Here is a 23,562-nt window from a genome sequence, read left to right as displayed (position 1 = left end):
AGCTTTATTTATAAGACTAATTGTTTTTTATGATTTATTTATCAGGTTTACTTATGAATATCAGCATTCGTCAACTGACCGCTTTTATCAAAGTCGCTGACAACGGCAGCTTCACTCGTGCCAGCGAACAGATGTATCTGACCCAATCTGCTGTTAGCGGACTGATCAAAGAGCTGGAGACTGGCCTTGGCATCGTGTTGTTTGACCGTACTACCCGCCAGTTGTCGCTATCCGCTGTCGGACGCCATCTGCTGCCACAAGCGCGGCGTATCTTGAATGAGATGCAGCTGTTCGAAAATGAAGCAAGTAGCTTGACCAGCTTGGCGCAAGGTCAAGTGCGATTAGCGGTGTCGCAGTTTGCAGCATCCTCCCTGCCCGCCGTCATCGCGCAATTTGCTAAGGAATATCCAAATATCGGGGTGTCGCTATTGGATTGCTCAGCAGAAAATTTGCTCAAGCATGTTCAAGACATCGAGGTCGATTTGGGGGTTGGTACTGAACTTGGTTTTATAGAAACTGAAGATGATATCGGTGCTGATCTGTTATACAAGCTGCCGTTTTGCGTGGTTATGCCAAACGATTATGCACTGGCGCAAAAAGACGAAATCACTTGGCAGGAGTTGCTTGATATTCCACTTATCACTCTACAAGGCCCGTTTCTTGAGCAGGTGACAGTCGAGCTGGATGACGCTATCGCCGCTCAGATTCAGCAAGCGCGCTACAAAGTCAACTTTATGTCCACCGCGCTTGAGATGACCCGCCAAGGGTTCGGCATTACCTTATGCCTTCCCTATATGCCTGAGGTCATTGATTGGGTCAGCGCCAATGGCTTGCAAATGCGCCCATTGACGCAGCCTATAAAAATGCGCCAGTTCTTTATCTATCAGCGTGCCTCACGGGCGCTGTCTCCTGCAACCATCGCCTTTAAGCAGTTTTTGCAGACTTACTTTGCCACCCATTATCACGACTTACATCAGCCTGAAACACTGTCGATTAAGTGATGCATCACGCCACAAACTCATCTGCCAGATAAAGAGACAAGATATTTGGTGATTTATTTTATTAATTGCGCAAGATAACGCACTCGCGTGTTGAGTTCATCAGCAATTTGCTCTATGATTTTCGGCTGCTTGGTTTATATTCTTATAAGGAAATGGCATGTTTGAACGTATCGATTATTACGCTGGCGATCCAATCTTAGGGCTGATGGAAAAATACTCAGCGGACAATAATCCCAATAAAGTTAATTTAGGCATTGGTATTTATTACGATGAAAGTGGCGTACTGCCTGTACTCGACTGTGTCAAAACTGCCGAAGCGCGTATTGCTGATCCTATTGCCCCGCGCCCCTATCTACCAATGGCAGGCTTGCCTGGACACCGCAAAGGCTGTCAGGAGTTATTGTTTGGCAAAGGCGCACAAATCTTAAAAGACGGTTTGGTTGCGACCACCGCCACTATCGGCGGTTCTGGCGCCCTGAAAGTCGGTGCTGAATTTATTCACCAATGGTTCCCACAGTCCAAGTGCTATGTGAGCGATCCAACATGGGGCAATCATATCGCTATCTTTGAAGGCTCTGACGTTGAAGTGGGTAAATACCCGTACTACGACAAAGCCAATAGCAGCATCAAATTTGATGAGATGATTGCGTTTTTTGAAACATTGAACAAACACGATGTCATCTTGCTACATCCTTGTTGCCACAATCCAACAGGTATGGATTTGACCCAAGCACAATGGGATACCGTGCTCAACGTCATCAAAGCGCATGAATTGATTCCATTCATGGATATCGCTTATCAAGGATTTGGCGAGGACATGGACAGCGATGCTTACGCCATTCGTAAAGCCGTTGAGATGGGCTTGCCTTTATTTGTCAGCAACTCATTCTCTAAAAATTTATCGCTATATGGCGAGCGCGTTGGCGGTCTGTCGGTCGTATGCCCTACCGCAGACGAAGCTGAGCGCGTCTTCGGTCAGCTAAATGCGATGGTACGCCGTATCTATTCAAGCCCGCCATCACATGGTGGTCATGTGGTTGATATCGTCATGAACGATGACGCCCTACATGAGCAGTGGGTTGGCGAGGTTTATGCGATGCGTGATCGTATCAAAGCCATGCGCCTAAAGCTAAAATCGGTACTAGAAGCCAAAATTCCCAACCGTAACTTTGACTACATCACGCGTCAAAACGGTATGTTTAGCTTTACTGGATTGACGCCTGAGCAGGTCGAGCGCCTACAAAGTGAGTTTGGTATTTACATGGTATCCAACTCTCGTATGTGTGTCGCAGGTCTAAATACCAGCAACATCGACTATGTCGCCAATGCGATGGCAGACGTTTTAAAAGACTAAATTAATCAGACATATAGACTAAAAAATAAAAAAGGCTGAGCGATTGCTTGGCCTTTTTTTGTGCTTAGGATTTGTCTTATCAATCAGTAAGCAAAAGACATGGCACAAAAAAACTTGCAATCAACATATCAATAAATTACATTATAAGTAAATAATTAACTATAACGTAATTAAATAATACTTTTAGCAAGGAGCAAATCATGTCAACGATTGACAGTACTCTCACCTCTTTTATCGACATCAAAGCGGACTCTGACTTCTCCATCCACAATCTGCCGTATGGTATTTTTAGCGACACTAAAGATAGTGCGCGCCGTGCAGGCGTTGCCATTGGCGATCAGGTACTAGACTTGTCTGTGCTAGAGTCAGAAGGATTACTGAGCCTAAATGGCGGGCCTTATTTTGATCAGTCGACGCTAAACGCTTTTATTGATTCTGGTCGAGACAACTGGACGCAGGCGCGCACGACCATTCAGTCGCTACTGTCTAGTGACAACAGCGACTTACGTGACAATGCCGATCTGCAAAAAAAGGCGCTGTTCAAGCAAGCAGACGTTACCATGCATCTACCTGTTCAAGTACCGGGCTTTACCGATTTTTATTCTTCTAAAGAGCATGCGACCAATGTCGGTACGATGTTCCGCGATCCAAACAATGCCCTGCTACCCAACTGGACGGAAATGCCTGTCGGTTATAACGGACGCGCCAGCACCGTCATCGCTAGTGGAACTGATATCGTACGTCCCTCAGGACAGCTAAAGCCTAACCCTGATGAGCGTCCTGTTTTCTCCGCCTGTCAGCGCCTAGATTTTGAGCTCGAAACGGCGTTTGTCGTTGGTAAAGGCAACCATATCGGTCAACCAATCGCCGTAGACGATGCCGCTGATCATATCTTTGGTATGGTACTGCTCAACGACTGGTCGGCTCGAGATATCCAAAAGTGGGAATATGTCCCTTTAGGCCCATTTAATGCCAAGACGTTCGCCTCGCAAGTTTCTCCGTGGATAGTCACGATGGATGCATTGGCACCATTTAGCACCGCTTGCCCAATTCAAGAGCCTGAACCACTGGCTTATCTCAATGAAAAAGACAAAGAGAGCAGCTTTGATATCAATCTGTCGGTCGAGCTACTGCCTGAAAATGCAAAAACGGCTACGGTTATTTGCGAGACCAATTTTAAATACATGTATTGGTCAATGGCGCAGCAATTGACGCATCACACCATCACTGGCTGCAAAGTTGAAGTCGGTGACATGATGGGCTCGGGCACAATCTCAGGGCCAACGCCTGATTCTTATGGCTCGATGCTAGAGATCGCTTGGAATGCCACCAAACCCGTAGCACTTGAGGGCGGTGAGTCGCGCACCTTCATCGAAGATGGCGATACCGTCATTATGAAAGGCTATAGCGAAAAAGATGGCGTGCGTGTTGGGTTCGGTGAAGTACAAGGCAAAGTACTGCCCGCGCTTAGCTTCGATTTTAACGAATAATAGTTGCATAGACAAAAGGCGTAGTGACAGTAGATTTGAGCCGTTAGAACCATCATGACATTTGGTCTATTAGTACGGGCATCGTTCCTCTTACATTCACACTAGGCCTTATCAAAAGGAGTTGAATATGAGCTTTCAAATTGAAAAAATCCATCATGTGGCTTATCGCTGCAAGGATGCCAAAGAAACGGTCGAATGGTATAAAAAAAACCTCAATATGGATTTTATCTTGGCATTTGCAGAAGACCATGTACCCTCAACCAAAGCCTTTGACCCCTATATGCACGTCTTTTTGGACGCTGGTAATGGTAATGTATTGGCGTTTTTTGAAGTGCCCAACCAGCCTGAAATGGGCTTTGACCCCAATACTCCAAACTGGGTGCAACACTTGGCGCTCAAAGTCAAAGATCGTGATGAGCTGATGGCCGCCAAAGAACAACTAGAACGTGCAGGTATTGATGTCATTGGCGTGACCAATCACGGTATCTTTCACTCGATATATTTCTTTGATCCTAATGGGCATCGTCTCGAGTTGACCTATGACGACCCGACCTCAGAGGACAAAGTCTCGATGATTACAGACGCCATCAAGCACGACATGCTAGATGAATGGTCTCGTACCAAACGCGCCCCAGCCCACACACAGTTTTTACACAGTGATGAGTTCGCTGAAGCCCGTGACATTGCGCCTGTCGGAGAGTAACTGCGTCGTCTTTCTACTTGCTACCTTTTTTACATTATCTATCAATCATTACTTTGAAATTAGATAAGTAGTGATCAGTTCAAAATATAGTCAATCAATATTAAAAGTGGTACAAGGCAGACGAGTGCAAGTACTACAGTAGTAGGCTAAACGAGGCTAACGCTGTAACACTTTAATAGTGGTTCGACTATAATGAAGAGATGGCATAACTTGCGAACCATATCTCACCATCATGAAAGGACTCAATGAGGAAAGTAACATTCCCTTTAGGCATACTCTTCGCGGCCTCAGTTGCGATGACTGGCTGCTCTAACAATGAGCAAAATGAGCAAGCCAAAAGCGCGAATACCAATACAGACGATGTGACGACACTGAGATTTTCACACTTTATGACCGCCAATGACAACATCAATACCGAAGCATTGGAGCCATGGGCCAAAAAATCGAAGAAGACTCAAAGGGCCGTTTAAAGATTGAAATTTATCCGTCTGCCACTCTCAGTGAGCCGGGTGCCACCTATGATGCATATGCTGTATTAATTTTATTAAGGTTCTACTATAGCCAATCAGTTTGTAGTTAACATTTTGGCTATGCTATTTGGTAGCGCTGTGCGATTGCTAGTATTTGCTCAACCACGTTCTGTTGCTCACTCATTGGTAGTTGCTCTGTGGTGCCGATGATAGTAATGGCATATTCTAGCGGCAGAGCCTCGCTAGCGGTTTTGTCACTACTCGCGGATAGATTAGCAGTACTATTGGCAAAATGCGGCAATATCACAGGTATCGTAATGGCATTAATACCCATGAGCATATCGCCTGTCACTGTCGCATAGCCTTGAGTACGTATCTTGGCTTGCAGCTGAGCAAAATTCTGCCACCTCTCTGTCATATCTGCTGCGGCATTACTCGACTGCCATTCAGCGGTGACCAATGGCTGAATGACCGCGTCAGATTGATAGCTGGCAAACAATTGTCCTGTAGCTGATGTCGTCAAAGGCATACGTGAGCCGATGCGAGTGATGATGCTAATCGGACTGTCTGGTTCAACGGACTGAATAATAATTGGGCCTTCGCTAAACCACTTAGCAATTTGCACACCGCAATTTAGGGTATCTTTAATCTCATTGGCCACCTGCGTGAGACGCGCCAAGAGATTGTTTTGACTGAGCTCAGTATGTCCTAATGCTGCCAATGCATTTACTCTATCGCCAAGCCCATAGCGACCATCATCAAGCTTGCGAACATAGTTTTTGCGAATGAGGCTGACCAAGTAACGATGGGATTTTGCGGGATGCATCTGCATGGCCTCAGCGATATCCTTTAGCATCATAGGCTCATGGCGATCGATAAGCACATCTAGTATCGACAATCCAATCTCAAGTGACTGGATGCCACTCTGGTTTTTACTCGTGACGGATTTATCTAAAAAATTTTTATCTGCTGGCATGATAGCTCGTCTCTAGTGTATCTGTCTAGGTTAAAGGATATATGTCTTATAAAGTAAGGAGACTTGTTTTATAAAATTCAGCGGGGCAAACATACTTATCACTCACTCACAATTTCTCATAATAAGGATATAAACAATGATGACACTTTACGGCTATTTTCGCAGTGGTACTTCTCACCGTACCCGTATTGCCTTGAATTTAAAAGGCTTAGATTATGATGATATCGCGATCAATCTGGCACAAGATGAGCAGTTAGAGGACGCATTTAAAGCGATTAATCCGCAAGGACTGGTGCCAGTCTTAAGAGCGGACGATTTATTATTATACCAAAGTCCCGCTATCTTGGAGTGGTTAGAAGAGGCCTACCCTGAGCACGCTTTATTGCCCCAAGATGCCGCTGGTCGCATGCACGTGCGTGCGCTAAGTGCGATGATTGGCTGCGATATCCATCCGATTAATAACCGCCGTATTTTACAGTACTTACGTAATGAGTTGTCAGTAGATAAAGAGGCAGTCATTGCATGGTGCAATCGTTGGATTACTGAAGGGTTTGCAGCGTTAGAGACACGGTTGGCAGCAGATAAAAACCGTGGACAGTTCTGCTATGGTGACAGGCCCACTTTTGCAGATTGTTATCTGATCCCGCAGGTTTCTTCTGCGCGGCGCTTTAAGGTAGACCTGACTCCTTATCCCAATATCGTCGCTATTGATACGCATTGCCGCACACTAAAAGCTTTTGTAGATGCTGATCCTATGGTGCAGCCTGATGCGCCAAAACATGCATAAATATCAATATATTAAAACAGGACTTGATAAGGGTATTATTATGTTAACTATTGATTGTAAATGATATCGACTCTTAACCGCCCTATCACTCAAAGTTTCTTTACAAGGATTCGTATGAAACATACTACAAAAGCATTAATAGCAGCCATGGCATTTTTCGCTTGCTGAAGCACCGATGCCAAAGGCAGAAGGCGCAACACCAGATGACGATGACTGCACACCAATTGCGGTAGATAATGCACCTTTAGATAATGCCTTTGCTCCAATAGCGATGGAGGCGGCGCCGCCTGATTCGGTATTAATCTTATAGCGAGGTGTTCTGACCACTTTGACCGCTACCAATGGCAATGTCTTGCCCGCCAGTAGCACTAGCATTGCCACCCATCGCCATAGCATTGGGTCCGGTTGCGCCATCGTTGTTGACATTGCCAATAGCGGTTGAATTAACACTATAGTACTTGGTTTTGTTAGCGGCGACGCTCTTAGCTAAGTTATCTAACTGTGAGCCATTCACTGCATCTTTACTCGTAGAGTTGATTGCCCCATTAGCGACATTGATTATTTTGTTATTGCCTTCATTAGCCCAAGTGCTATGGCACTTAAGCGTAATGTCTTGATAGCAGATACATTGGATGTGGTATTGATAGTAGCGTTAGCGCTAACACTAGATTTGGAAGATTTGCCACGCCCTTTTGCGTATTCACCGACTGCGGTAAAGCAATTCAATGCTTCATTCCAGATGACTTTATAGATGCGGTTCATGATGTATACTCCCTTACAGATTTGTCAGATTTAAAAAATCAGAAATAAAATCTATGGTGCAAGAGAATCGATATGACCAAATAAAACGAGTTATGAATTAGGGATCATGCAGCCTTTTGAAGTGTTACTGGTTTCAGTTTTTGAGAAATAAGACATTTTCTTTTGGATAGAATATGAAACATCAATCCATGAAAAGCATCTACTGATACGTTGAGCTTTTTCCTCTTCCTCATGATAAATTTTACTATTTAATCGGTAATACTATCTGCACCACCAATCCTAGTACACCATCTCGTCGATTATGGGCGTTGATATACCCCTTATGCGCCATCACGACAGCATGAACAATAGCCAGCCCCAACCCATAACCGCCAGTATCACGATGACGAGCCGTGTCGAGACGGACAAAGGGTTGAAAGATACGTTCTAAGTCATTGTCAGCGACGCCGCCGCCCTCGTCCGTGATACTGATTTGAATCGCAGGCATCTTATTATCTATCTGCACCGCTTTCATCTCAGCGATGACTGTTGAGCCCGCTGCCGTATGCATAAAAGCGTTGCGAACGACATTTTCAAGTGCACTATGCAGCTGCTCTTGATTGCCTTGTACTGTCCAAGCGCTTTTTAAGTCATTGGCAAATGAATATTCAGGTGGTTGCCACTGCCATCTCACCTCTTTATGCTGAAACTCGAAACACACATCCTGCCCGATGTCACTGATAATCTCGGACAAATCGACTGCTTCGCTCTCCAAATTATCAATCGTGTATTGCTGCATTTGTAGGGATTGAATATGGATAATTTGCTCAATTAACTCATTCATCCGCGCAGACTCTTTGTCAATACGGTCTAAATAACGATGGGCGTTGGGTGCAAAATCACGAGTCAGCTCAGTTGCAACATCGAGACGCGCGAGCGGTGAGCGCAGCTCATGCGAGATATCACTGAGCATCTGCTTACGCGCCAGCTCACTATCAGCCAGTCTCGTTGACAAATGAGCCACATCTTTGGCCAGTAATCCCAGCTCATCATCACCCATTTTTGATAGCGCTGGATTGGCTTGATAGTCCCCATCAATCATACGGTGCACGGTACTCTGCACACGTCCAATACGCTGAGTCAACGTACGGCTCAGCCAGACACAAACCAATACACTAAAAGCAATAATCAATAATAAACGTATGGGAAAATTGCCATGCTGTAGCTCTACCACATCTGCAAAACGTAAATGCGGGCGCAACTGTATGATGACTGATTGTCCATCAGGCAGTTCAACCGAGATGTCTGCCAGCTCAGGACGCGCATCAATATCCGCTATCGCAGCACTGCTCGACATTATTGGTTTTAGGATCTCGTGCAAAACAGAAGGCTGTCTTGCGGGTATCTCATCATTCAGATTGCTTGGTTTATTATCGTAAGCTCTAGGCGGTGGCGGCAGTGGTCGCTGCATGGCACGTTCCATCGACTGCTGGCCGCTTTGCCCACGTCCTTGCGTGCGCTCGTCTCTATCTCGATAACGCGGAAATATAATAGCGCCTTGCTCATCGTAGACTCTGATTTGACTCATGAGGCGTCGATCTTGACGATACATCTGCCTGACAGCTATCAAATCACCTACTCGCAGCGCATCGACCATCTCTTGACGCTGAATTAATAAACTCTCAATTTGTACGTCCATACGAGCCGTCAGCTCTTTTTCAGCCAGCCAGCGCTCCACCATAATGGATAATAGTGAGGTAATTAGTATCGTCAGTAATAGACTCAGGAATAAACGCCAAAACAGCGTGATTCGCACTTTGAATTTCGGTGATTTGACGGGATTACTGGAAGTTTTTATCATTAGAGCACCAGTTGATAGCCTTTACCGCGCACCGCTTTTATTGGTTCATCATGAAAAGGCTGAAGTTTTTTGCGCAGGCGAGACACATGCACATCAAGGCTACGATCAAAAGGCTGCAACTCACGCTGCAAGACATTCTCTGACAGCCATGCTTTGCTAACCACATCTCCTTTTTGCTTGAGCAGCGCCACGAGTAAGTCAAACTCTGTTCCCGTCACTTGTAGCGCCACACCATCTATTTCACAAACACGCTGGTTTTGATCAAGATGCAAGCGACTCTCTGGTAGCGGCGTATGCTCAGACGTGGTCGTGTTGGTACGCTTAATCACAGCATTGATACGCGCCAGTAGCTCGCGGGGGTTACAGGGCTTGGTGATATAATCGTCAGCGCCCAGCTCCAAACCAATAATACGATCAATCTCCTCGCCCTTTGCCGTCAGCATAATCACAGGGATATCACTGATATTTGGCAGTTGCCGCAGCACACTTAGCCCATCTATTTTTGGCATCATGATATCAAGGACGAGCAAATCATAAGCGGAATCATCGTGCGCCACCGCTTTTAATCGCTGTATAACTGCCGCCCCATCATGGACACAGTCGCAATGAATACCATGGTTGTGCAAATACTCTTGTAGTAACTGAGTCAATTCTTCATCATCATCGCCTATCAATATATTTGGCACACTCACCTCCTTTCCATGATTTTAATTGGCTTTTATTCATTTACTTGCCCATATTATCAGGCAAGCGCGTGTCAATTCGCTATAAACGTTACCTTTCTTAATACTTCATAAATGTTCGTAACCTTTAACTGCCGTAAGATAGCTTCTATCAACCGCAAGACCTGCACTTTTAAGACGACCAATCACAACGATTAATAGCGCTTAGAATGCGATGCTTGCAAGATACGACTTTAGTATTTACTTAACCAAACTCACTGTAATTAAAGGATGTCATCATGAAAAAATTATTATTGGGCTCAGTATTAGCAGCTTCTAGCGTATTTACTGTGACAGCATGTTCTAGTGTCAATGCAGCCTCTGATACCGCGCCAATGAATCAAATGCAAAAGAACCATAAAGACGGCGCCATGAGAGGTCCAATGTCAAAACTGAATCTCACAGCGACGCAGCAAGCGCAAATCAAAGCCATCATGCAAGAAAAACATGGCGACCGCGTAGCTGACCGTGAAAAACATCAGGCAGAACGCGCACAAATGGAACAACAAATACAAGCACTGACCAATGCAAGTACGTTGAACAACGCGGCGGTAAACCGTTTGGCCGATCAGCAAGCGGCAAAAGCAAAACAGCGCTTTATTGAGCGCGTCCAAACGCAGCATGCCATCTCTCAGGTGTTGACCGCTGAGCAGCGTGCAAAAATGGAACAGCTCAAATCAGAAAGACAAGAAAAAGATCGTAAGCACTCAAAAGATCGTAAAGGCCATGACAAGCCACATCATCAAGGCATGTAAAAAGTCTGTCACAACATAAGTGATGGCCATATTAAAAAAAGCGCACCGTTTATACGATGCGCTTTTTTACGACAGTATCCTACTTAACACTCAATGATGCTATCTTCCAGTTAGTCTGTCGCCCCAAAACGTTCTTTCGCCATTGGCATCATGTTAAATATCATTTTACCCACTGCTGTGCCATTACCGTCACGATAATATTCCAGCAACTCTGACGCATAGTCTCGCAGATCAATACTGTTGCTCGCATTTGGTGTCTGAACCTCACGTGGTAGATTTGGGAATGCCTTGTCTTTGCTATTAATAACAGAATACTGCTGCAAGACATCTATTGTCATACTTTTATCTGGCGCAGTTTTGCCAGTGTTATCTAATTGGCGGTGCAGATGCTGCCATTTGAGCTGACCACGTTTGTCAAATCCATATAGCTCTTCTACTGTGGCGTTTGCAGCGACTTTAGATTCCGTCTTATCTTCATCATTTATTTGAGCATTTATCATAGCCAGTATTGTTTGCACCATCGCTTTACTAGTGAGTTCCTTTGAGCTTTGAATCGTCTCAAAGGCTGTCATAGGCTCGGCTTCTTTTACCAGCTCCGGATATTTTTGGCTAATGCGCTTGTAGAAGATTTGCAGATAATTTTGATAGTCCTCTTGATAACTCTCAAAGCTTTGTACTCGGCGAATGATTTGGGCACTTGAGAGCATTGCTGATAGCTGATGCGCCGGCAACTTGGACGAGAGCGCGGCAAGCGTATTGGGCGCGACATAATCGAACTGGCTAACAGGCGCCGCCTCATAAGTCAGATCCGATGCAGCAAAGTGGGCTTTGATTACCTCACGGCCGAATCCTTTTGGCAATGTTCCATCATCAATGGCTATTTTTAACCATTTGTTTCGCCATTTGGCGCCAAGCTTATCGTCTAACAGCTCAGAGTTTATCATCGCAAAGTTATCTGCCCATAGGTAGATATCACCGTTTTTCATGTCGATGTAGATGGGCTGATTGATACTGCTATGATGATTGCGTGCTAGATATTGGGCGCTGGCGAGCATCGTCGCCCTGCCTGCCATGGGCTGATAGATGCCTTGAGCATTGATAGATAACGGTTTTAGTAGATACTCATCTAGCAGTTGCGCTTTTTTTATATCTAGCGGCTTTGGTTTGTCTTCATAATTGTCAAATAGTGCTTGATAACCTGCTGGCACTGTCACATCGCTATCGTACTGGTGCTCCTCCCACGCATAATAAGCATCGACGCACTCAAAATAAGACTGTTTAAGAGCATCGCGCTTGTCATCATAATCGGTGGCTAAAATATCTTTGTTTTGTTTTTCTGCCTGCATGATCAATGCCGCATAGGCTTGGTCATGTGTCTCTTCGCAATGTGCATCCACATAATCTGATGCCACTATTTGTGTGCCAGATGTCGCCGTACGCTGCTGATGGTTACTGATCTCAATATTACTATGGTAGCTGAACGATTGGCGGCGCTGTTTTTGTAATGCGCTGGCCAATGTTTTTTTGGCGGTGCTGGGTGACGGGTTTGTCGCCAGCGTATTTGAAGGGTTCACATTGGTCGTTTGGCAACCAGTTAGCAAAAGCGCCCCTGATAGAAAAACACTGGTCAATAATAAGTGATTTTTTATCATAGATGACAGACGTAGTGTAAGCGTTTGATGTGCTGTTTTCATTTTTTATCCTTAATAGACATATGCGTAAATGCGATAAGATAATGCGACGTCGTCTCTATTTTTCATTATCATCTTTAGCATCGCCAATACGGCTCTCATCAATTGATTCTGCATCATAACGATTGTCATATTCGTCACTACTATAATCAGTCTCTAAGCTGCCATCCTCATAATCGTAACGCGCATAGCGTGCCGTTTGTAGTCTGTCTTTTTTCTGGCGCTGTGCTGCTATCCATGCATTGCCATCGATAGGCGCTGCGGCATTTGAGCCAAATGACTCTGCCAATAGTGGCGTTAGGGCATGGTGGTCAAAGCTGGCTTTATCATAGCGGACTTGATTGAGCATGGTCGTCGTAGAGCCAAGTAAATCACCACCGATATTGACGCGCTGCTGCTTGGCAAGCAGGCGATCTGAGTTATCTAAATAATAGTAATTAATCTGATTAAAAGAGATAGGGCCAATGGCTTCGATCAGCTGTAGTAGCGAACCCACATCCGCACTTTGGTAGCCTTTGTTGTATAGCTGTGCTTTGGCAAGCGCGGCTTTTAGCATGGCTCCATTAGGATATTTTTCTGGGTTGGCATCCACATACTCTTGCAACGACTTGGTCACATATTTCAGAGTCTTACCAATCATTTCACCACTTTGCTGACTGCCAAAATAAACTTTTACTACTCGAGTCGCGCCAACTTCTTTGGCAAACGCATCACCACTGATGTCTACGGCGCTAAAATGCTCAGGTGCCAATTCTGCCATGCTGCTCTGTATGGCATTTAGCACCGCATCATAAAGCACTGCTGGTGGCAACTGCGCCGTGATACTGTCAGGCAAACCAAAGCTGACCGTATGTGAGGCCATCTGCGACGGCAGCGGGGTGTTCTCAGGATTGACGAGCGCAACGATTGGCATGATTGCCGATGGATCAAGCGTGACACTGCTGTTGTTAAAATCAAATGCCACTGGTATCTGTATAGATGAGCTGATGGTTGGCGTGGCATAGTCGTAGCTATAGACGCTTTGTAATTGCCGCTGTTTTGGGTTGTACTGACTGACGCTATTGAACGTCAAATGCTGATATTGATAGGCGTTGGTAGCAGCGATTTGTTCAGGAGTACGATGGAACATTGTCAATATACTACCGATCACGCCAGTAGAGGATGTTATCTCATCGCGACTGGTCGGCTCTGTCTTAGCACGCTGCTTATCCATTTGCATGGCTTCATATTTTGCAGCCATTGTTTTCGGGTTTAACCCTGACATGCCGGAGAGAATGCCTTCACCACCGTTACTGTATTCATCATAATTATTATAGTCGTCACTACTGTAATCATCTGCTGCATCGTAGGCATACTCGTTATCGCTGCTAGCATCACTGCTCGTCGGCTCATTCTCCCCTGCTTCAGACAATATAGCAGCAATGGCCTTTCTTTCTGCTTCAGCTTCTGCTCTAGACTTATAATAGTCACTAGGATAGTCGGACTCTATCGAATCTTTCGCATCATCATAATCGTAGTTAATACCCTCTACCACACAGACTTCATAAGCGTCATCATCTTCGTTTTCATTGCATTTATTCGACTCTACACCTACCGCTGCTAATTCTGCTCTAGCCTCAGCTTGCGCTTCATCATCGCTACTATCGTACATTCCCTTAGGCTGATAGGCATAGGTCTCTATAATCGTTCTGAGTAAGCTGCTTGAGCCTGCATCAATACTATCGGCATCGATAAATGGTACTGCTTGGTAATTGGCTTGCGCGACGGCCACATGCTCTGTTGCCAAATGCTGGCGAATCGCTGCCAATAAATGCGCCTTGGCTTGGTGCTCAGTGTTGGGATATTTTTCTTGATTAAACAGTTGCGCGTAACGCTCAGCTTGGGCCTCTTGACTAGCCGTAAAAGCGTGACCTTGACGTTGGCTCTGAGCAGGATTTGCAGTGCTAAAATCCATAAGGGTACTGGAGGCTGCCACATCCGTTGAGGCAGTCGGATTTGATTGACAACCTGTAAGCACAAGCGACGCACTACCAACTAGCAAAGCGATAGAGGTTAATTTGCTTGTTTGAGATACATGACCATTATTATTTTTATTGTTGATGATAGGCAAATAATTACTCGCCATCTCAGAGTGGCACTGTCGATTACGGTTATTAACATGGTTTGATGACATAAAAATCTCTTTATAGCCAGTCGTTAACGGATGTACATTAGTACTGTACTTTATATCACAAGACGTTACAATTTAGTAATATTAAGACTTATTTTTAAAGAAAATCTTCACTGGCTAGTGAGCTTCTCTGCACAATTTACATGACACTAATTATGTATATATCGATAGAAGACCACTCATACTGCACATCATATAAAAACTCAAATGACAAAATATGATAAACAACTTTCTACTATTTGATATTTTCGTTACTATTTAAGTGTATTTATTTGATACCCTGTTTTTTCTACTTGCCCAAAAAGGACTTTGCGATGTCACAGCCACTCTCTTATGATAAGCAAAAAAAACCCAAGACTCATAACCAATTAAAATCTAGCGCAGCCCTTATTACGAGTGCGCTACTACTATCTGTCTCAGCCCATGCACTAGAGCCAACCGTTTCAGCCAATAGCCCCACGGTCAATAACACCTCGATTGATACCAATGCCATCAATCTAGCCATTATGAGGGACAACCCAACCGTCGTATCTGAAACCAAACGCATCACACGGGCAAAAACCACTACTCTCACAACCACCTCAAACAATGCCAATAGCGATCAGGCTATCTACTCTGAAGATGCCATTCATCATCCAGTATGGGCAAAAAATGGCATGGTCGCCACCCAAGAAGCGCTGGCCTCTGACATCGGTTTACAGATTTTGAAAGACGGTGGTAATGCGGTAGATGCTGGGGTTGCGGTTGGCTTTGCCCTTGCTGTGACCTTGCCACGTGCTGGTAATATCGGTGGTGGCGGTTTTATGATGATTTATGATGCCAAGCAAGACAAAACGGTTGCGCTTGATTACCGTGAAAAAGCACCAAGTAGCGCCTCTCGTGATATGTATCTCGACGATGAGGGCAACGCAGTCAGTGACTTATCTCGTTATCATGGCTTAGCCGTTGGGGTGCCGGGGACAGTCGCAGGGCTACTAAAAGCATTAGAAGAGCATGGCACCATGAGCCGCGAGCAAGTCATGGCACCAGCGATCGCATTGGCAGAAGACGGTATAGAGGTTACCGCAGGCTTATCCGAATCGCTTACTGCTTTGAGTGATCGCTTGCAAAAATGGCCGAGCACCAAAAAGGTATTTTTCAAGCCTGATGGCAGCGCTTATCAACCGGGTGAGCGATTAAAGCAGCCTGAGCTTGCCCGCTCGCTAAAGCGAATCGCGGTACAAGGCGCAGACGGATTTTATAAAGGGAAAACCGCGCGTGACATCGTAAAAGCCGTCAATGAAGCAGGCGGTAGCATGAGCTTGCAGGATTTAGCCGATTACGAAGCCATCGCCCGCGTGCCTGTCAAAGGCGATTACCGTGGTTATGAGATTGTCTCTATGCCACCGCCCTCCTCTGGTGGTATTCACATTATCGAAATATTAAATATCTTAGAAGGCTATCCACTGGGGGACTATGGTCAAAACAGCGCACAGACCATTCATTTGATGGCGGAAGCGATGCAACTGGCTTATGCAGATCGTGCTGAGTACCTAGGGGATTCTGACTTTATCGACGTACCTGCTAGCGGCCTAACGTCACAAGCCTATGCGGATAACCTGCGTACACTGATTGACCCCAATAAAGCCACGCCAGCCGCGACCATCAAAGCCAACAACCCGCTCCCTTATGAGAGCGATCAAACCACGCATTTCTCTATTGTTGATAAAGACGGCAATGCCATCGCCAACACCTATACGTTGAACTTCTCTTATGGCACTGGTCTCGTGGCTGACGGCACAGGTATCTTGTTAAATAACGAAATGGATGATTTTTCTGCCAAGCCGGGTGTACCCAATGGTTACGGATTGATTGGTGGTGACGCCAATGCTGTTGAAGCCAATAAGCGTCCGCTCTCCTCGATGAGTCCAACGCTGGTATTTAAAGACAACAAACCGTATATCGTTACGGGCAGCCCAGGGGGCAGTCGTATCATCACGACTGTCACCCAGATTATCTCTAACGTCATCGACCATGATATGAATATCGCTGAGGCAACTCACGCACCGCGTATTCATGATCAGTGGCTCCCTGATGAGATTCGGATTGAAAAAGCGCTCAATGTCGATACGGTCAAAAAGCTTGAATCTATGGGGCACACGGTCAGTCCAAAGTCCGCCATGGGCTCCACGCAGTCGATTATGCTCACACCAAACGGCCTGTATGGATCTTCTGATCCCCGTATTGTGGATGCAGCGGTGGTTGGGTACTAAGTTAAATTGTCATTACTTATCAATTATATAGCCCTCCGCACTTTACCGTGTTGAGGGTTTTTTATATCATTTCTTACGTAATTAAATTGACATGATAATTCACATCCCTCAGATTAAACCCTTGCAATCAGTGGCTGCATGCCGCAAATAATGCTATTATTAACGACCCCATTTAAAGCGTATCAACATGGCTACCGAGGTCTTAACCACCTCTCGATAACACTACAAATGATTGATAATCATCCTGTATTTTATCGCTAGCTTATTTCTTTTGATCGTACTAGTAAGAGTCTTCTATGGCATTTGTACACCTTGGTATCCACAGCGAATATTCCATCACCGATTCTATCGTGCGCATCAAGCCACTCGTGAAAGCGGCGGCAGCTGACAATCAGCGGGCGCTGGCTTTGACTGATTTGTCCAATTTATATGCCACGGTGAAGTTTTATCGTGCTTGCCTAGGCGCGGGTATCAAGCCCATTATCGGCAGCGAAGTCATCATGGATAATGAAGACACACGCCTCACCCTACTTGCGATGAATAACGAAGGCTATCAAAACATTACCCGTATCGTGTCGCTTGGGTTTACCGAAGGTCGCGCTGACCCTGTCAATCATGGCACACCTGTGATTAAACGCAGTCATATTCTAGAACATGCAGCAGGCGTCATTGTCCTACTCACCGAAAAGTCAGACGTAGGCCAAGCACTGGTTGGCTCTATGCCAGAAAAAGCCGATGAGCTGCTCACCGAGTGGCAAGCGCAATTTGGCGATCGTTTATACTTTGCCATCAAGCGTACCAATCGCTCAGGCGAGGACGCTTTTATTAGAGCAGCCATTCACTCAGGTGCCAAACACAACATCCCCATCATTGCGCATAATGACGTACGTTTTTTGGCGCAAGAGGATTTTGATGCGCATGAAGCCCGCGTGTGTATCGCAGGCTCGTACGTACTGGCTGACCCTAACCGTCCGCGGAATTATTCTGATGAGCAGTATCTAAAAACCCAAGAGCAAATGGCGCAGCTGTTTGCCGATATTCCGCAGGTGGTTGACAACACCTTACGCTTGGCGACTCGCTGTAATGTGACTTTAACGCTGGGCATTAACGTACTGCCCGACTTCCCTGTCCCTGAAGGCGAGACGATTGAATCGTTTTTTCGGGCAGAGTCAAAGCGCGGTCTGGAAGAGCGCTTAGATAAGCTTTTCCCTGTTGAGGCCCGTACGGACAATTGGAGCGATTTCCGTCAAAGATATGACGAGCGTCTCGCCTACGAGCTGGATATTATCCTATCAATGGGTTTCCCGGGTTACTTCCTTATCGTCATGGACTTTATCCGCTGGGCGAAAGCCAATGGCGTGCCAGTAGGCCCTGGACGTGGTTCTGGTGCAGGTTCATTGGTCGCCTACGCGCTCAATATTACCGACCTTGATCCGATTCATTACGATCTACTATTCGAGCGCTTCTTAAACCCTGAGCGGGTATCGATGCCCGATTTCGATATCGACTTTTGTATCGAAGGGCGCGATCGCGTGATTGACTATGTGGCGCAAACCTATGGTCGTGATGCCGTTTCACAGATCATCACTTTTGGTACCATGGCGGCAAAAGCGGTGGTGCGCGATGTGGCACGCGTCCAAAGTAAATCGTACTTCTTGGCCAATAAAATATCCAAGCTCATTCCCAAAACACCCGGTATCACCCTCAGCCAAGCGCTAGAGCAAGAACCACAGCTCAAAGACTTGATCTCTAACCCTGACAACATGGATTATGAAGATGCCATTGAGATTTGGGAGATGGCAGTCAAGCTCGAAGGTGTCTGCCGAAACGTCGGTAAACATGCTGGTGGTGTATTGATTGCGCCGCACAAAATCACAGACTTTAGCGCCATTTATTGTGACGATGAGGGTCACCGTGTCAGCCAGTTTGATAAAGACGATGTCGAAGCCGTAGGACTAGTGAAGTTTGACTTTTTGGGTCTACGTAACTTAACGGTCATCAACGCAGCGGTTGAGAACATCAACTTGCGCCGTGCCAAAGAAAATGTACCCGCATTGGTATTGGAAGATTTGCCGTTAGATGATGTCAAAGCCTATAAGCTGCTACAAGATGCCAAAACCACCGCCGTCTTTCAGCTAGAAAGTATGGGCATGAAAAAGTATCTGGCCAAACTGCAGCCGACCAATATCGAGGACGTCATCGCCATGTGTGCGCTCTATCGTCCCGGCCCGCTTGATGCCGGCATGGTAGAGATGTATATCGACCGTAAGCACGGTCGTGAAGAGGTCATTTATGACCATCCCAATCTTGAGCCGATTTTAGAGAATACCAATGGCGTTATCGTCTATCAAGAACAGGTGATGCAAATCTCACAGGTGATGGCAGGTTATAGTTTGGGCGGTGCTGATATGCTGCGCCGCGCCATGGGTAAGAAAAAACCTGAAGAGATGGCAAAGCAGCGCGATATCTTTGTCACTGGTGCAACTTCACAAGGCATCGATGAAGTCACGTCAGGCGGTGTGTTTGATTTGATGGAAAAGTTTGCAGGTTATGGTTTTAACCGCTCGCATTCTGCGGCTTATGGGGTACTTGCCTATCAGACGGCTTATCTCAAGCAGTACTATCCTGCTGAATTTATGGCGGCAGTATTAACCTCCGATATGAACAACACCGACAATGTGGTGTTCTTTATCAATGATTGCCGTGAAAACTTTGATTTGACTGTGGTCAATCCGTCAGTCAATCGCAGCGAGTGGCACTTTGTCGCAGACACTCCAACCAATATCATTTATGGATTGGGCGCGATTAAAGGCGTAGGTGAAGGGGCTGTCGAGTCCATCGTTAATGCTCGTCGAACGGATGGACCATTCAAAGACTTATATGATTTTTGCCGCCGTGTGGACATCAAAAAAGTTAATAAGCGTACTCTCGAAGCATTGGTCAGTGCTGGCTGTTTTGATGACTTTGCTGCGACGCTACGACCCGACTTACCAGCCGACGAAGCTTACGAGATTCGCGGTGCCTTGATGAGCCAACTGCCAAGCGCGGTGCAAGCGGCTGAGCAAGATCGTCAAAATAACGAGCTTGGCATGATGGATCTGTTTGGCGAAATGGACGGTGTTGTTGCAGCGCCGCCACTCGTGATGACGCCAGAGCTGATCTGGGGTGATAAGCACCGCCTAAAGGCGGAAAAGAACACCTTAGGGTTGTACTTAACGGGTCATCCAATTAATGAATATTTAGATGAGTTAAAACGTTACACCTCAGGCACGCGCCTCAATAAATTGACAGATACTGGTTATAACGGTAGTTGCTATTTTGCAGGACTCATTATAGACATCGCTAACTTTGGTAATCGTAATGTGATTACTTTAGATGATGGCACCTCAAGATTAGAAGTCAGCTGCTATGCTGAGCGTTTCAACCGTGTCAAAGAGCAATTGAAAATCGATGAAGTCGTCATTATCAAAGGCAGTATTCGTGAGCGTGATGGGCGCTTGTTTGCGCGTCTTGATAGTGCCATGAGCATGGTCGATGCGCGCCTGCGTTGGCTCAAAAAAATCAGTATCAAAGTCCATGGTAGCGATATCGACCTACTCACACGCTTGCAACCATTACTCAAATCTGCACAGGCTGATATCATACCTGAGCCACGCTTGGCTTATAATCAAGAGCAAGATGAGCCAGGCAATAGTGGTAGTAACACTTACGACCCTGCCATGGGCGGCAGTTTGTATGATGAAAATGGCAATGACTTATTGGCTCTAGAGAACGATATGAACCATGACGCATTTAATCAAAATAGCATGCCCCAAAGTTATGCAAACAATGCGCTCAGTAATACAGATACTTCTATCAATGATAACTGCTTGCCACTTGGTTTGAGCGTGTATGACGTTTATGGTATCGCAAACGTGGGACTATCCGAACATTGGCGGGTTTACCCGAACGATGATAACTTGCAACAACTGAAGACGTTAGTTAGTGAAGATAACTTACACTTTCATTACAGCTAAAATGCACAATCCAACCAAAAATTTACTATAGTAATTTGACTGCTTTAACTTTTAACAATTGGATAAAAGCCATGACTGACATGACGAATAATAATATGACTGGTCAGACTGATGAAGAGATTATCAATCACGAACAGTTCGAAGACATGCGTGACTTGCTAGAAGAAGATTTTGTCGAGCTGATACAAGTGTACCTCAATGACAGTCAAAAACGCGTTGCAGCACTGCGAATCGCTCAGCAAGAAGATGATAACGCCAATGGCTTTGAGACCGCTCATGCCCTAAAAGGCGCAAGTGCCAATTTGGGTACGACTCAGCTGGTTCGTCTTAGCAGCCAACTACAAGAATGCTGCCGTGAGCGCCACATTAGTGAACAAGCTGATCTTATTGAAGAGATTGCCGCCGCATTACAACGTGCTGAACAAGAAATCTATCAAAGATTGGGGCAATAATGAGTAACGACTCTTTATCATCTACTGAGCAAGCCCGTACAGTGAATGACTACCTCGACTGCTTACAAGTCATCATGGTCAATACGACGTTGCCTGCCAATATCGGCTCAGCCGCACGCGCCATGCATACAATGGGCTTGTCCCGTTTGACCGTTGTCGACCCCAAATTGCCAATTGATGAGACCAGTGTCTCTCATGCGGCAGGTGGTAGTGAGCTGCTGTCATCTGCTGTGATCGCACCTACTCTAGAGTCTGCCATTGCCGACTGTCAGCTGGTATTTGCAGCCAGCAGCCGCAGTCGTCATATGCCGCGCCCTGTTGTGACACCCACGCAAGCCGCTAAGATTATGTTTGATTTTATTGATACACAGTCGGCTTTAAGTGCAAATGATAATAACGTTGACACCTCATCAGACGCTGTTTCTAGCAAACCAAATATCGCTATATTATTTGGGCGTGAAGATCGCGGGTTGACCAATGAAGAGTTGGCTTATGCTGATTATCACATTCAAATCGACGCCAATCCTGCTTACCCTGTACTAAATGTCGCCTCAGCAGTGCAGGTCATTGCCAGCTTTATTTTTGCTTATGCTCAAACGCATACTCAGACAGCGGACAGTTTAGACGAGAACAACGACTCCCAATCGACAATCAACGTGAATTTGCGTCAGCAATGGGATGAGCCTGCTATTAATCAGCAGCAGCTGCAACAGCTCACTCAGCGTACTACTGACCTTATGGTACAGCGCGGTCTGGCAAATAGCGAACATCTAAAGTCATTGCCATCACGCTTGTCTAGACTTGGGTCACGCCTACAGCTTGATCAAAAAGAGTATCAGCTATTAAGTGCTTTGATTGCAAAACTATCCAAAGACTAAAACAAGTCATTGTTTATCAGCTCGCTTTCATTTGACAGCTTTTTACTATATTTTGCGGTACAAAGCTGTTATAACTTAGAAAAATGAGCAACAATATACTCTCATCATTATTTAACCATCATGACCATAAAATAAAGACATTGCTACTTTAGCAACGCTACTTTACCGACGAATAGATAGGACATTTTATGTCAGTGCCAGCCAAATTGTTCAAAACACTTGCCAGCATCAAAAAAGAGCTTAAAGAAGATGTCGATGCGGTATTTAACCGTGATCCTGCAGCGCGCAATAGTCTGGAAGTCATCCTAACCTACCCAGGTATCCATGCGCTCATTCTACATCGCGGCGCGCACTGTCTGTGGAATCATGAACAGAAACTGGCGGCTCGCGTCATCTCATATGGCTCGCGTATTATTACAGGTATTGAGATTCACCCTGCTGCCAAGATTGGCAAGCGTTTCTTTATCGATCATGGTGTTGGTGTTGTGATAGGAGAAACGGCCGAAATTGGCAATGACGTCACTCTATATCATGGTGTGACTTTAGGCGGGGTGTCATGGAATAATGGGAAACGCCATCCAACGCTAGAAGATGGTGTGACCGTTGGTGCTGGCGCCAAAGTTTTGGGGCCATTTACCGTCGGTAAAAATGCCAAAATCGGCTCGAATGCAGTGGTAGTCAAACCAGTACCAGCAGGCGCTACGATGGTTGGCAGTGCTGCTCGTATGATCTCAGATCATCACGATGAAAAAGGCAATCCCATCGCGACAAAAGTACAAGATGCCAAGCAACAAGAAAAAGTCGCGCAAGCTGGCGAGAGCGTTAAGGATCAAGCAGCTGACACCACCTCTACTGCAAAACGCACCAATACCTTTCGCGCCTACGGTATCGATCCCTATTCGCAAGACCCTGTCGCAGAAGCATTTGCTAAAATGCTCGAACACATTCAACAATCAGAGAATCGTCTCGATCAGTTGCAGTCAGCGATGTGTGATATCGATCCTAATTTTTGTAAAAAGAAATACGATAAGCTGTGCCTAGAGGATTTAGATGTGATTGGTCGTGCTGATATCGATGCAGCAGATAACGAGCAGAAGTGAATACGAGAGTTTCAGTAAAACAAATAAAACCAGGGGGCGTACAATACATTGTACGCCCCTTAGTCTTATCTACTGCAAAAATATCAGATGTTATCAGTGTGAGTTAAAATAAGTCACCCCACTAACTGTCTATTTATTATTTA

Annotated in this window: 20 protein-coding genes; 12 read left to right on the top strand and 8 right to left on the bottom strand. The window is 45.7% G+C overall.

Annotated elements, in window-relative coordinates; translation table 11 throughout:
- Nucleotides 1-53: 53 nt before the first annotated feature.
- From AOT82_RS01495 to AOT82_RS01475, 5 genes are all read left to right on the top strand, one after another.
- Nucleotides 54-1,001: a LysR family transcriptional regulator gene (locus AOT82_RS01495; RefSeq protein ID WP_071003594.1), complete on the top strand. Its 948-nt coding sequence runs from the start codon at nt 54-56 to the stop codon at nt 999-1,001.
- A 157-nt stretch (nt 1,002-1,158) separates the two neighbouring features.
- Nucleotides 1,159-2,355, top strand: coding sequence for an amino acid aminotransferase (locus tag AOT82_RS01490; protein WP_071001500.1), 1,197 nt, complete (start codon nt 1,159-1,161; stop codon nt 2,353-2,355).
- A 200-nt stretch (nt 2,356-2,555) separates the two neighbouring features.
- Nucleotides 2,556-3,845 carry a fumarylacetoacetase gene (gene fahA, locus AOT82_RS01485; RefSeq protein WP_071001499.1) on the top strand — a complete coding sequence of 430 codons (1,290 nt, stop codon included), beginning with the start codon at nt 2,556-2,558 and terminating at the stop codon, nt 3,843-3,845.
- Between the two features lie 127 nt (nt 3,846-3,972).
- On the top strand, nt 3,973-4,548 hold the full coding sequence (locus AOT82_RS01480) for a VOC family protein (RefSeq protein ID WP_071001498.1): 576 nt from the start codon (nt 3,973-3,975) through the stop codon (nt 4,546-4,548).
- A gap of 245 nt (nt 4,549-4,793) precedes the next feature.
- Complete coding sequence (locus AOT82_RS01475; RefSeq protein ID WP_071001497.1) at nt 4,794-5,018, top strand: hypothetical protein; 225 nt, start codon at nt 4,794-4,796, stop codon at nt 5,016-5,018.
- 118 nt (nt 5,019-5,136) lie between these two features.
- On the opposite strand, the gene AOT82_RS01470 is transcribed toward AOT82_RS01475, so the two are convergent.
- Nucleotides 5,137-5,994, bottom strand: a complete 858-nt coding sequence (locus tag AOT82_RS01470; protein ID WP_071001496.1) for an IclR family transcriptional regulator — start codon at nt 5,992-5,994, stop codon at nt 5,137-5,139.
- A gap of 139 nt (nt 5,995-6,133) precedes the next feature.
- Here AOT82_RS01470 and maiA point away from each other — a divergent pair, with 139 nt between their 5' ends.
- A complete protein-coding gene (maiA, locus tag AOT82_RS01465; RefSeq protein ID WP_197496765.1) occupies nt 6,134-6,781 on the top strand; it encodes a maleylacetoacetate isomerase in 648 nt (215 codons plus the stop codon).
- A gap of 135 nt (nt 6,782-6,916) precedes the next feature.
- Here the strand turns inward: maiA and AOT82_RS13745 are convergent, their stop codons facing one another.
- The 5 genes from AOT82_RS13745 to AOT82_RS01445 all read right to left on the bottom strand — a co-directional run bounded on the left by AOT82_RS13745 (nt 6,917) and on the right by AOT82_RS01445 (nt 10,069).
- Nucleotides 6,917-7,156 (bottom strand): hypothetical protein, encoded by a 240-nt coding sequence (locus AOT82_RS13745; protein ID WP_156770947.1) that lies wholly within the window; start codon nt 7,154-7,156, stop codon nt 6,917-6,919.
- A complete protein-coding gene (locus AOT82_RS14295) occupies nt 7,086-7,295 on the bottom strand; it encodes a hypothetical protein (RefSeq protein ID WP_071001494.1) in 210 nt (69 codons plus the stop codon). Before AOT82_RS14295 ends, AOT82_RS13745 begins: the two co-directional genes overlap by 71 nt.
- Nucleotides 7,296-7,339: 44 nt before the next feature.
- Nucleotides 7,340-7,543: an ESPR domain-containing protein gene (locus AOT82_RS01455; protein WP_071001493.1), complete on the bottom strand. Its 204-nt coding sequence runs from the start codon at nt 7,541-7,543 to the stop codon at nt 7,340-7,342.
- Nucleotides 7,544-7,787: 244 nt separating this feature from the next.
- On the bottom strand, nt 7,788-9,383 hold the full coding sequence (locus AOT82_RS01450; RefSeq protein WP_071001492.1) for a sensor histidine kinase: 1,596 nt from the start codon (nt 9,381-9,383) through the stop codon (nt 7,788-7,790).
- Nucleotides 9,383-10,069 carry a response regulator transcription factor gene (locus tag AOT82_RS01445; RefSeq protein WP_071001491.1) on the bottom strand — a complete coding sequence of 229 codons (687 nt, stop codon included), beginning with the start codon at nt 10,067-10,069 and terminating at the stop codon, nt 9,383-9,385. Before AOT82_RS01445 ends, AOT82_RS01450 begins: the two co-directional genes overlap by 1 nt.
- 275 nt (nt 10,070-10,344) lie before the next feature.
- Between AOT82_RS01445 and AOT82_RS01440 the strand changes: the two genes are divergently transcribed.
- Nucleotides 10,345-10,860, top strand: a complete 516-nt coding sequence (locus tag AOT82_RS01440; RefSeq protein ID WP_071001490.1) for a Spy/CpxP family protein refolding chaperone — start codon at nt 10,345-10,347, stop codon at nt 10,858-10,860.
- A gap of 110 nt (nt 10,861-10,970) precedes the next feature.
- Here AOT82_RS01440 and AOT82_RS01435 read toward each other — a convergent pair whose 3' ends face one another.
- Complete coding sequence (locus tag AOT82_RS01435) at nt 10,971-12,554, bottom strand: hypothetical protein (protein ID WP_071001489.1); 1,584 nt, start codon at nt 12,552-12,554, stop codon at nt 10,971-10,973.
- Nucleotides 12,555-12,609: 55 nt separating this feature from the next.
- Nucleotides 12,610-14,724: a hypothetical protein gene (locus AOT82_RS01430; protein WP_071001488.1), complete on the bottom strand. Its 2,115-nt coding sequence runs from the start codon at nt 14,722-14,724 to the stop codon at nt 12,610-12,612.
- A gap of 311 nt (nt 14,725-15,035) precedes the next feature.
- Between AOT82_RS01430 and ggt the strand changes: the two genes are divergently transcribed.
- The 5 genes from ggt (at nt 15,036) to cysE (ending at nt 23,419) form a co-directional block, all read left to right on the top strand.
- Nucleotides 15,036-16,973 (top strand): gamma-glutamyltransferase, encoded by a 1,938-nt coding sequence (ggt, locus tag AOT82_RS01425; protein WP_071001487.1) that lies wholly within the window; start codon nt 15,036-15,038, stop codon nt 16,971-16,973.
- Between the two features lie 296 nt (nt 16,974-17,269).
- The gene (dnaE, locus tag AOT82_RS01420) at nt 17,270-20,989 is read left to right on the top strand and encodes a DNA polymerase III subunit alpha (RefSeq protein ID WP_071001486.1); all 3,720 of its coding nucleotides are present in this window, start codon (nt 17,270-17,272) and stop codon (nt 20,987-20,989) included.
- Nucleotides 20,990-21,060: 71 nt separating this feature from the next.
- A complete protein-coding gene (locus AOT82_RS01415; protein WP_071001485.1) occupies nt 21,061-21,441 on the top strand; it encodes an Hpt domain-containing protein in 381 nt (126 codons plus the stop codon).
- Nucleotides 21,441-22,319, top strand: a complete 879-nt coding sequence (locus tag AOT82_RS01410; protein ID WP_071001484.1) for an RNA methyltransferase — start codon at nt 21,441-21,443, stop codon at nt 22,317-22,319. Before AOT82_RS01415 ends, AOT82_RS01410 begins: the two co-directional genes overlap by 1 nt.
- A gap of 188 nt (nt 22,320-22,507) precedes the next feature.
- Nucleotides 22,508-23,419: a serine O-acetyltransferase gene (cysE, locus tag AOT82_RS01405; protein WP_071001483.1), complete on the top strand. Its 912-nt coding sequence runs from the start codon at nt 22,508-22,510 to the stop codon at nt 23,417-23,419.
- Nucleotides 23,420-23,562: the final 143 nt, after the last annotated feature.

The organism is Psychrobacter sp. AntiMn-1 (genome assembly GCF_001854065.1).
Lineage (GTDB): Bacteria > Pseudomonadota > Gammaproteobacteria > Pseudomonadales > Moraxellaceae > Psychrobacter > Psychrobacter pacificensis.
The sequence above is the reverse complement of the archived record's forward strand: the minus strand, read 5'-3'. Positions and strand labels throughout refer to the sequence as shown.

What these genes read in the sequence shown, in the direction of transcription:
- cysE (WP_071001483.1), top strand. Translation starts at nt 22,508, where the DNA reads ATGTCAGTGCCAGCCAAATTGTTCAAAACACTTGCCAGCATCAAAAAA.
- AOT82_RS01475 (WP_071001497.1), top strand. Translation starts at nt 4,794, where the DNA reads ATGAGGAAAGTAACATTCCCTTTAGGCATACTCTTCGCGGCCTCAGTT.
- AOT82_RS01415 (WP_071001485.1), top strand. Translation starts at nt 21,061, where the DNA reads ATGACTGACATGACGAATAATAATATGACTGGTCAGACTGATGAAGAG.
- AOT82_RS01480 (WP_071001498.1), top strand. Translation starts at nt 3,973, where the DNA reads ATGAGCTTTCAAATTGAAAAAATCCATCATGTGGCTTATCGCTGCAAG.
- fahA (WP_071001499.1), top strand. Translation starts at nt 2,556, where the DNA reads ATGTCAACGATTGACAGTACTCTCACCTCTTTTATCGACATCAAAGCG.
- AOT82_RS01490 (WP_071001500.1), top strand. Translation starts at nt 1,159, where the DNA reads ATGTTTGAACGTATCGATTATTACGCTGGCGATCCAATCTTAGGGCTG.
- AOT82_RS01455 (WP_071001493.1), bottom strand. Translation starts at nt 7,543, where the DNA reads ATGAACCGCATCTATAAAGTCATCTGGAATGAAGCATTGAATTGCTTT.
- AOT82_RS01470 (WP_071001496.1), bottom strand. Translation starts at nt 5,994, where the DNA reads ATGCCAGCAGATAAAAATTTTTTAGATAAATCCGTCACGAGTAAAAAC.
- ggt (WP_071001487.1), top strand. Translation starts at nt 15,036, where the DNA reads ATGTCACAGCCACTCTCTTATGATAAGCAAAAAAAACCCAAGACTCAT.
- AOT82_RS01435 (WP_071001489.1), bottom strand. Translation starts at nt 12,554, where the DNA reads ATGAAAACAGCACATCAAACGCTTACACTACGTCTGTCATCTATGATA.
- AOT82_RS01495 (WP_071003594.1), top strand. Translation starts at nt 54, where the DNA reads ATGAATATCAGCATTCGTCAACTGACCGCTTTTATCAAAGTCGCTGAC.
- maiA (WP_197496765.1), top strand. Translation starts at nt 6,134, where the DNA reads ATGACACTTTACGGCTATTTTCGCAGTGGTACTTCTCACCGTACCCGT.
- AOT82_RS13745 (WP_156770947.1), bottom strand. Translation starts at nt 7,156, where the DNA reads ATGCTAGTGCTACTGGCGGGCAAGACATTGCCATTGGTAGCGGTCAAA.
- AOT82_RS01450 (WP_071001492.1), bottom strand. Translation starts at nt 9,383, where the DNA reads ATGATAAAAACTTCCAGTAATCCCGTCAAATCACCGAAATTCAAAGTG.
- AOT82_RS01440 (WP_071001490.1), top strand. Translation starts at nt 10,345, where the DNA reads ATGAAAAAATTATTATTGGGCTCAGTATTAGCAGCTTCTAGCGTATTT.
- AOT82_RS01410 (WP_071001484.1), top strand. Translation starts at nt 21,441, where the DNA reads ATGAGTAACGACTCTTTATCATCTACTGAGCAAGCCCGTACAGTGAAT.
- dnaE (WP_071001486.1), top strand. Translation starts at nt 17,270, where the DNA reads ATGGCATTTGTACACCTTGGTATCCACAGCGAATATTCCATCACCGAT.
- AOT82_RS01430 (WP_071001488.1), bottom strand. Translation starts at nt 14,724, where the DNA reads ATGTCATCAAACCATGTTAATAACCGTAATCGACAGTGCCACTCTGAG.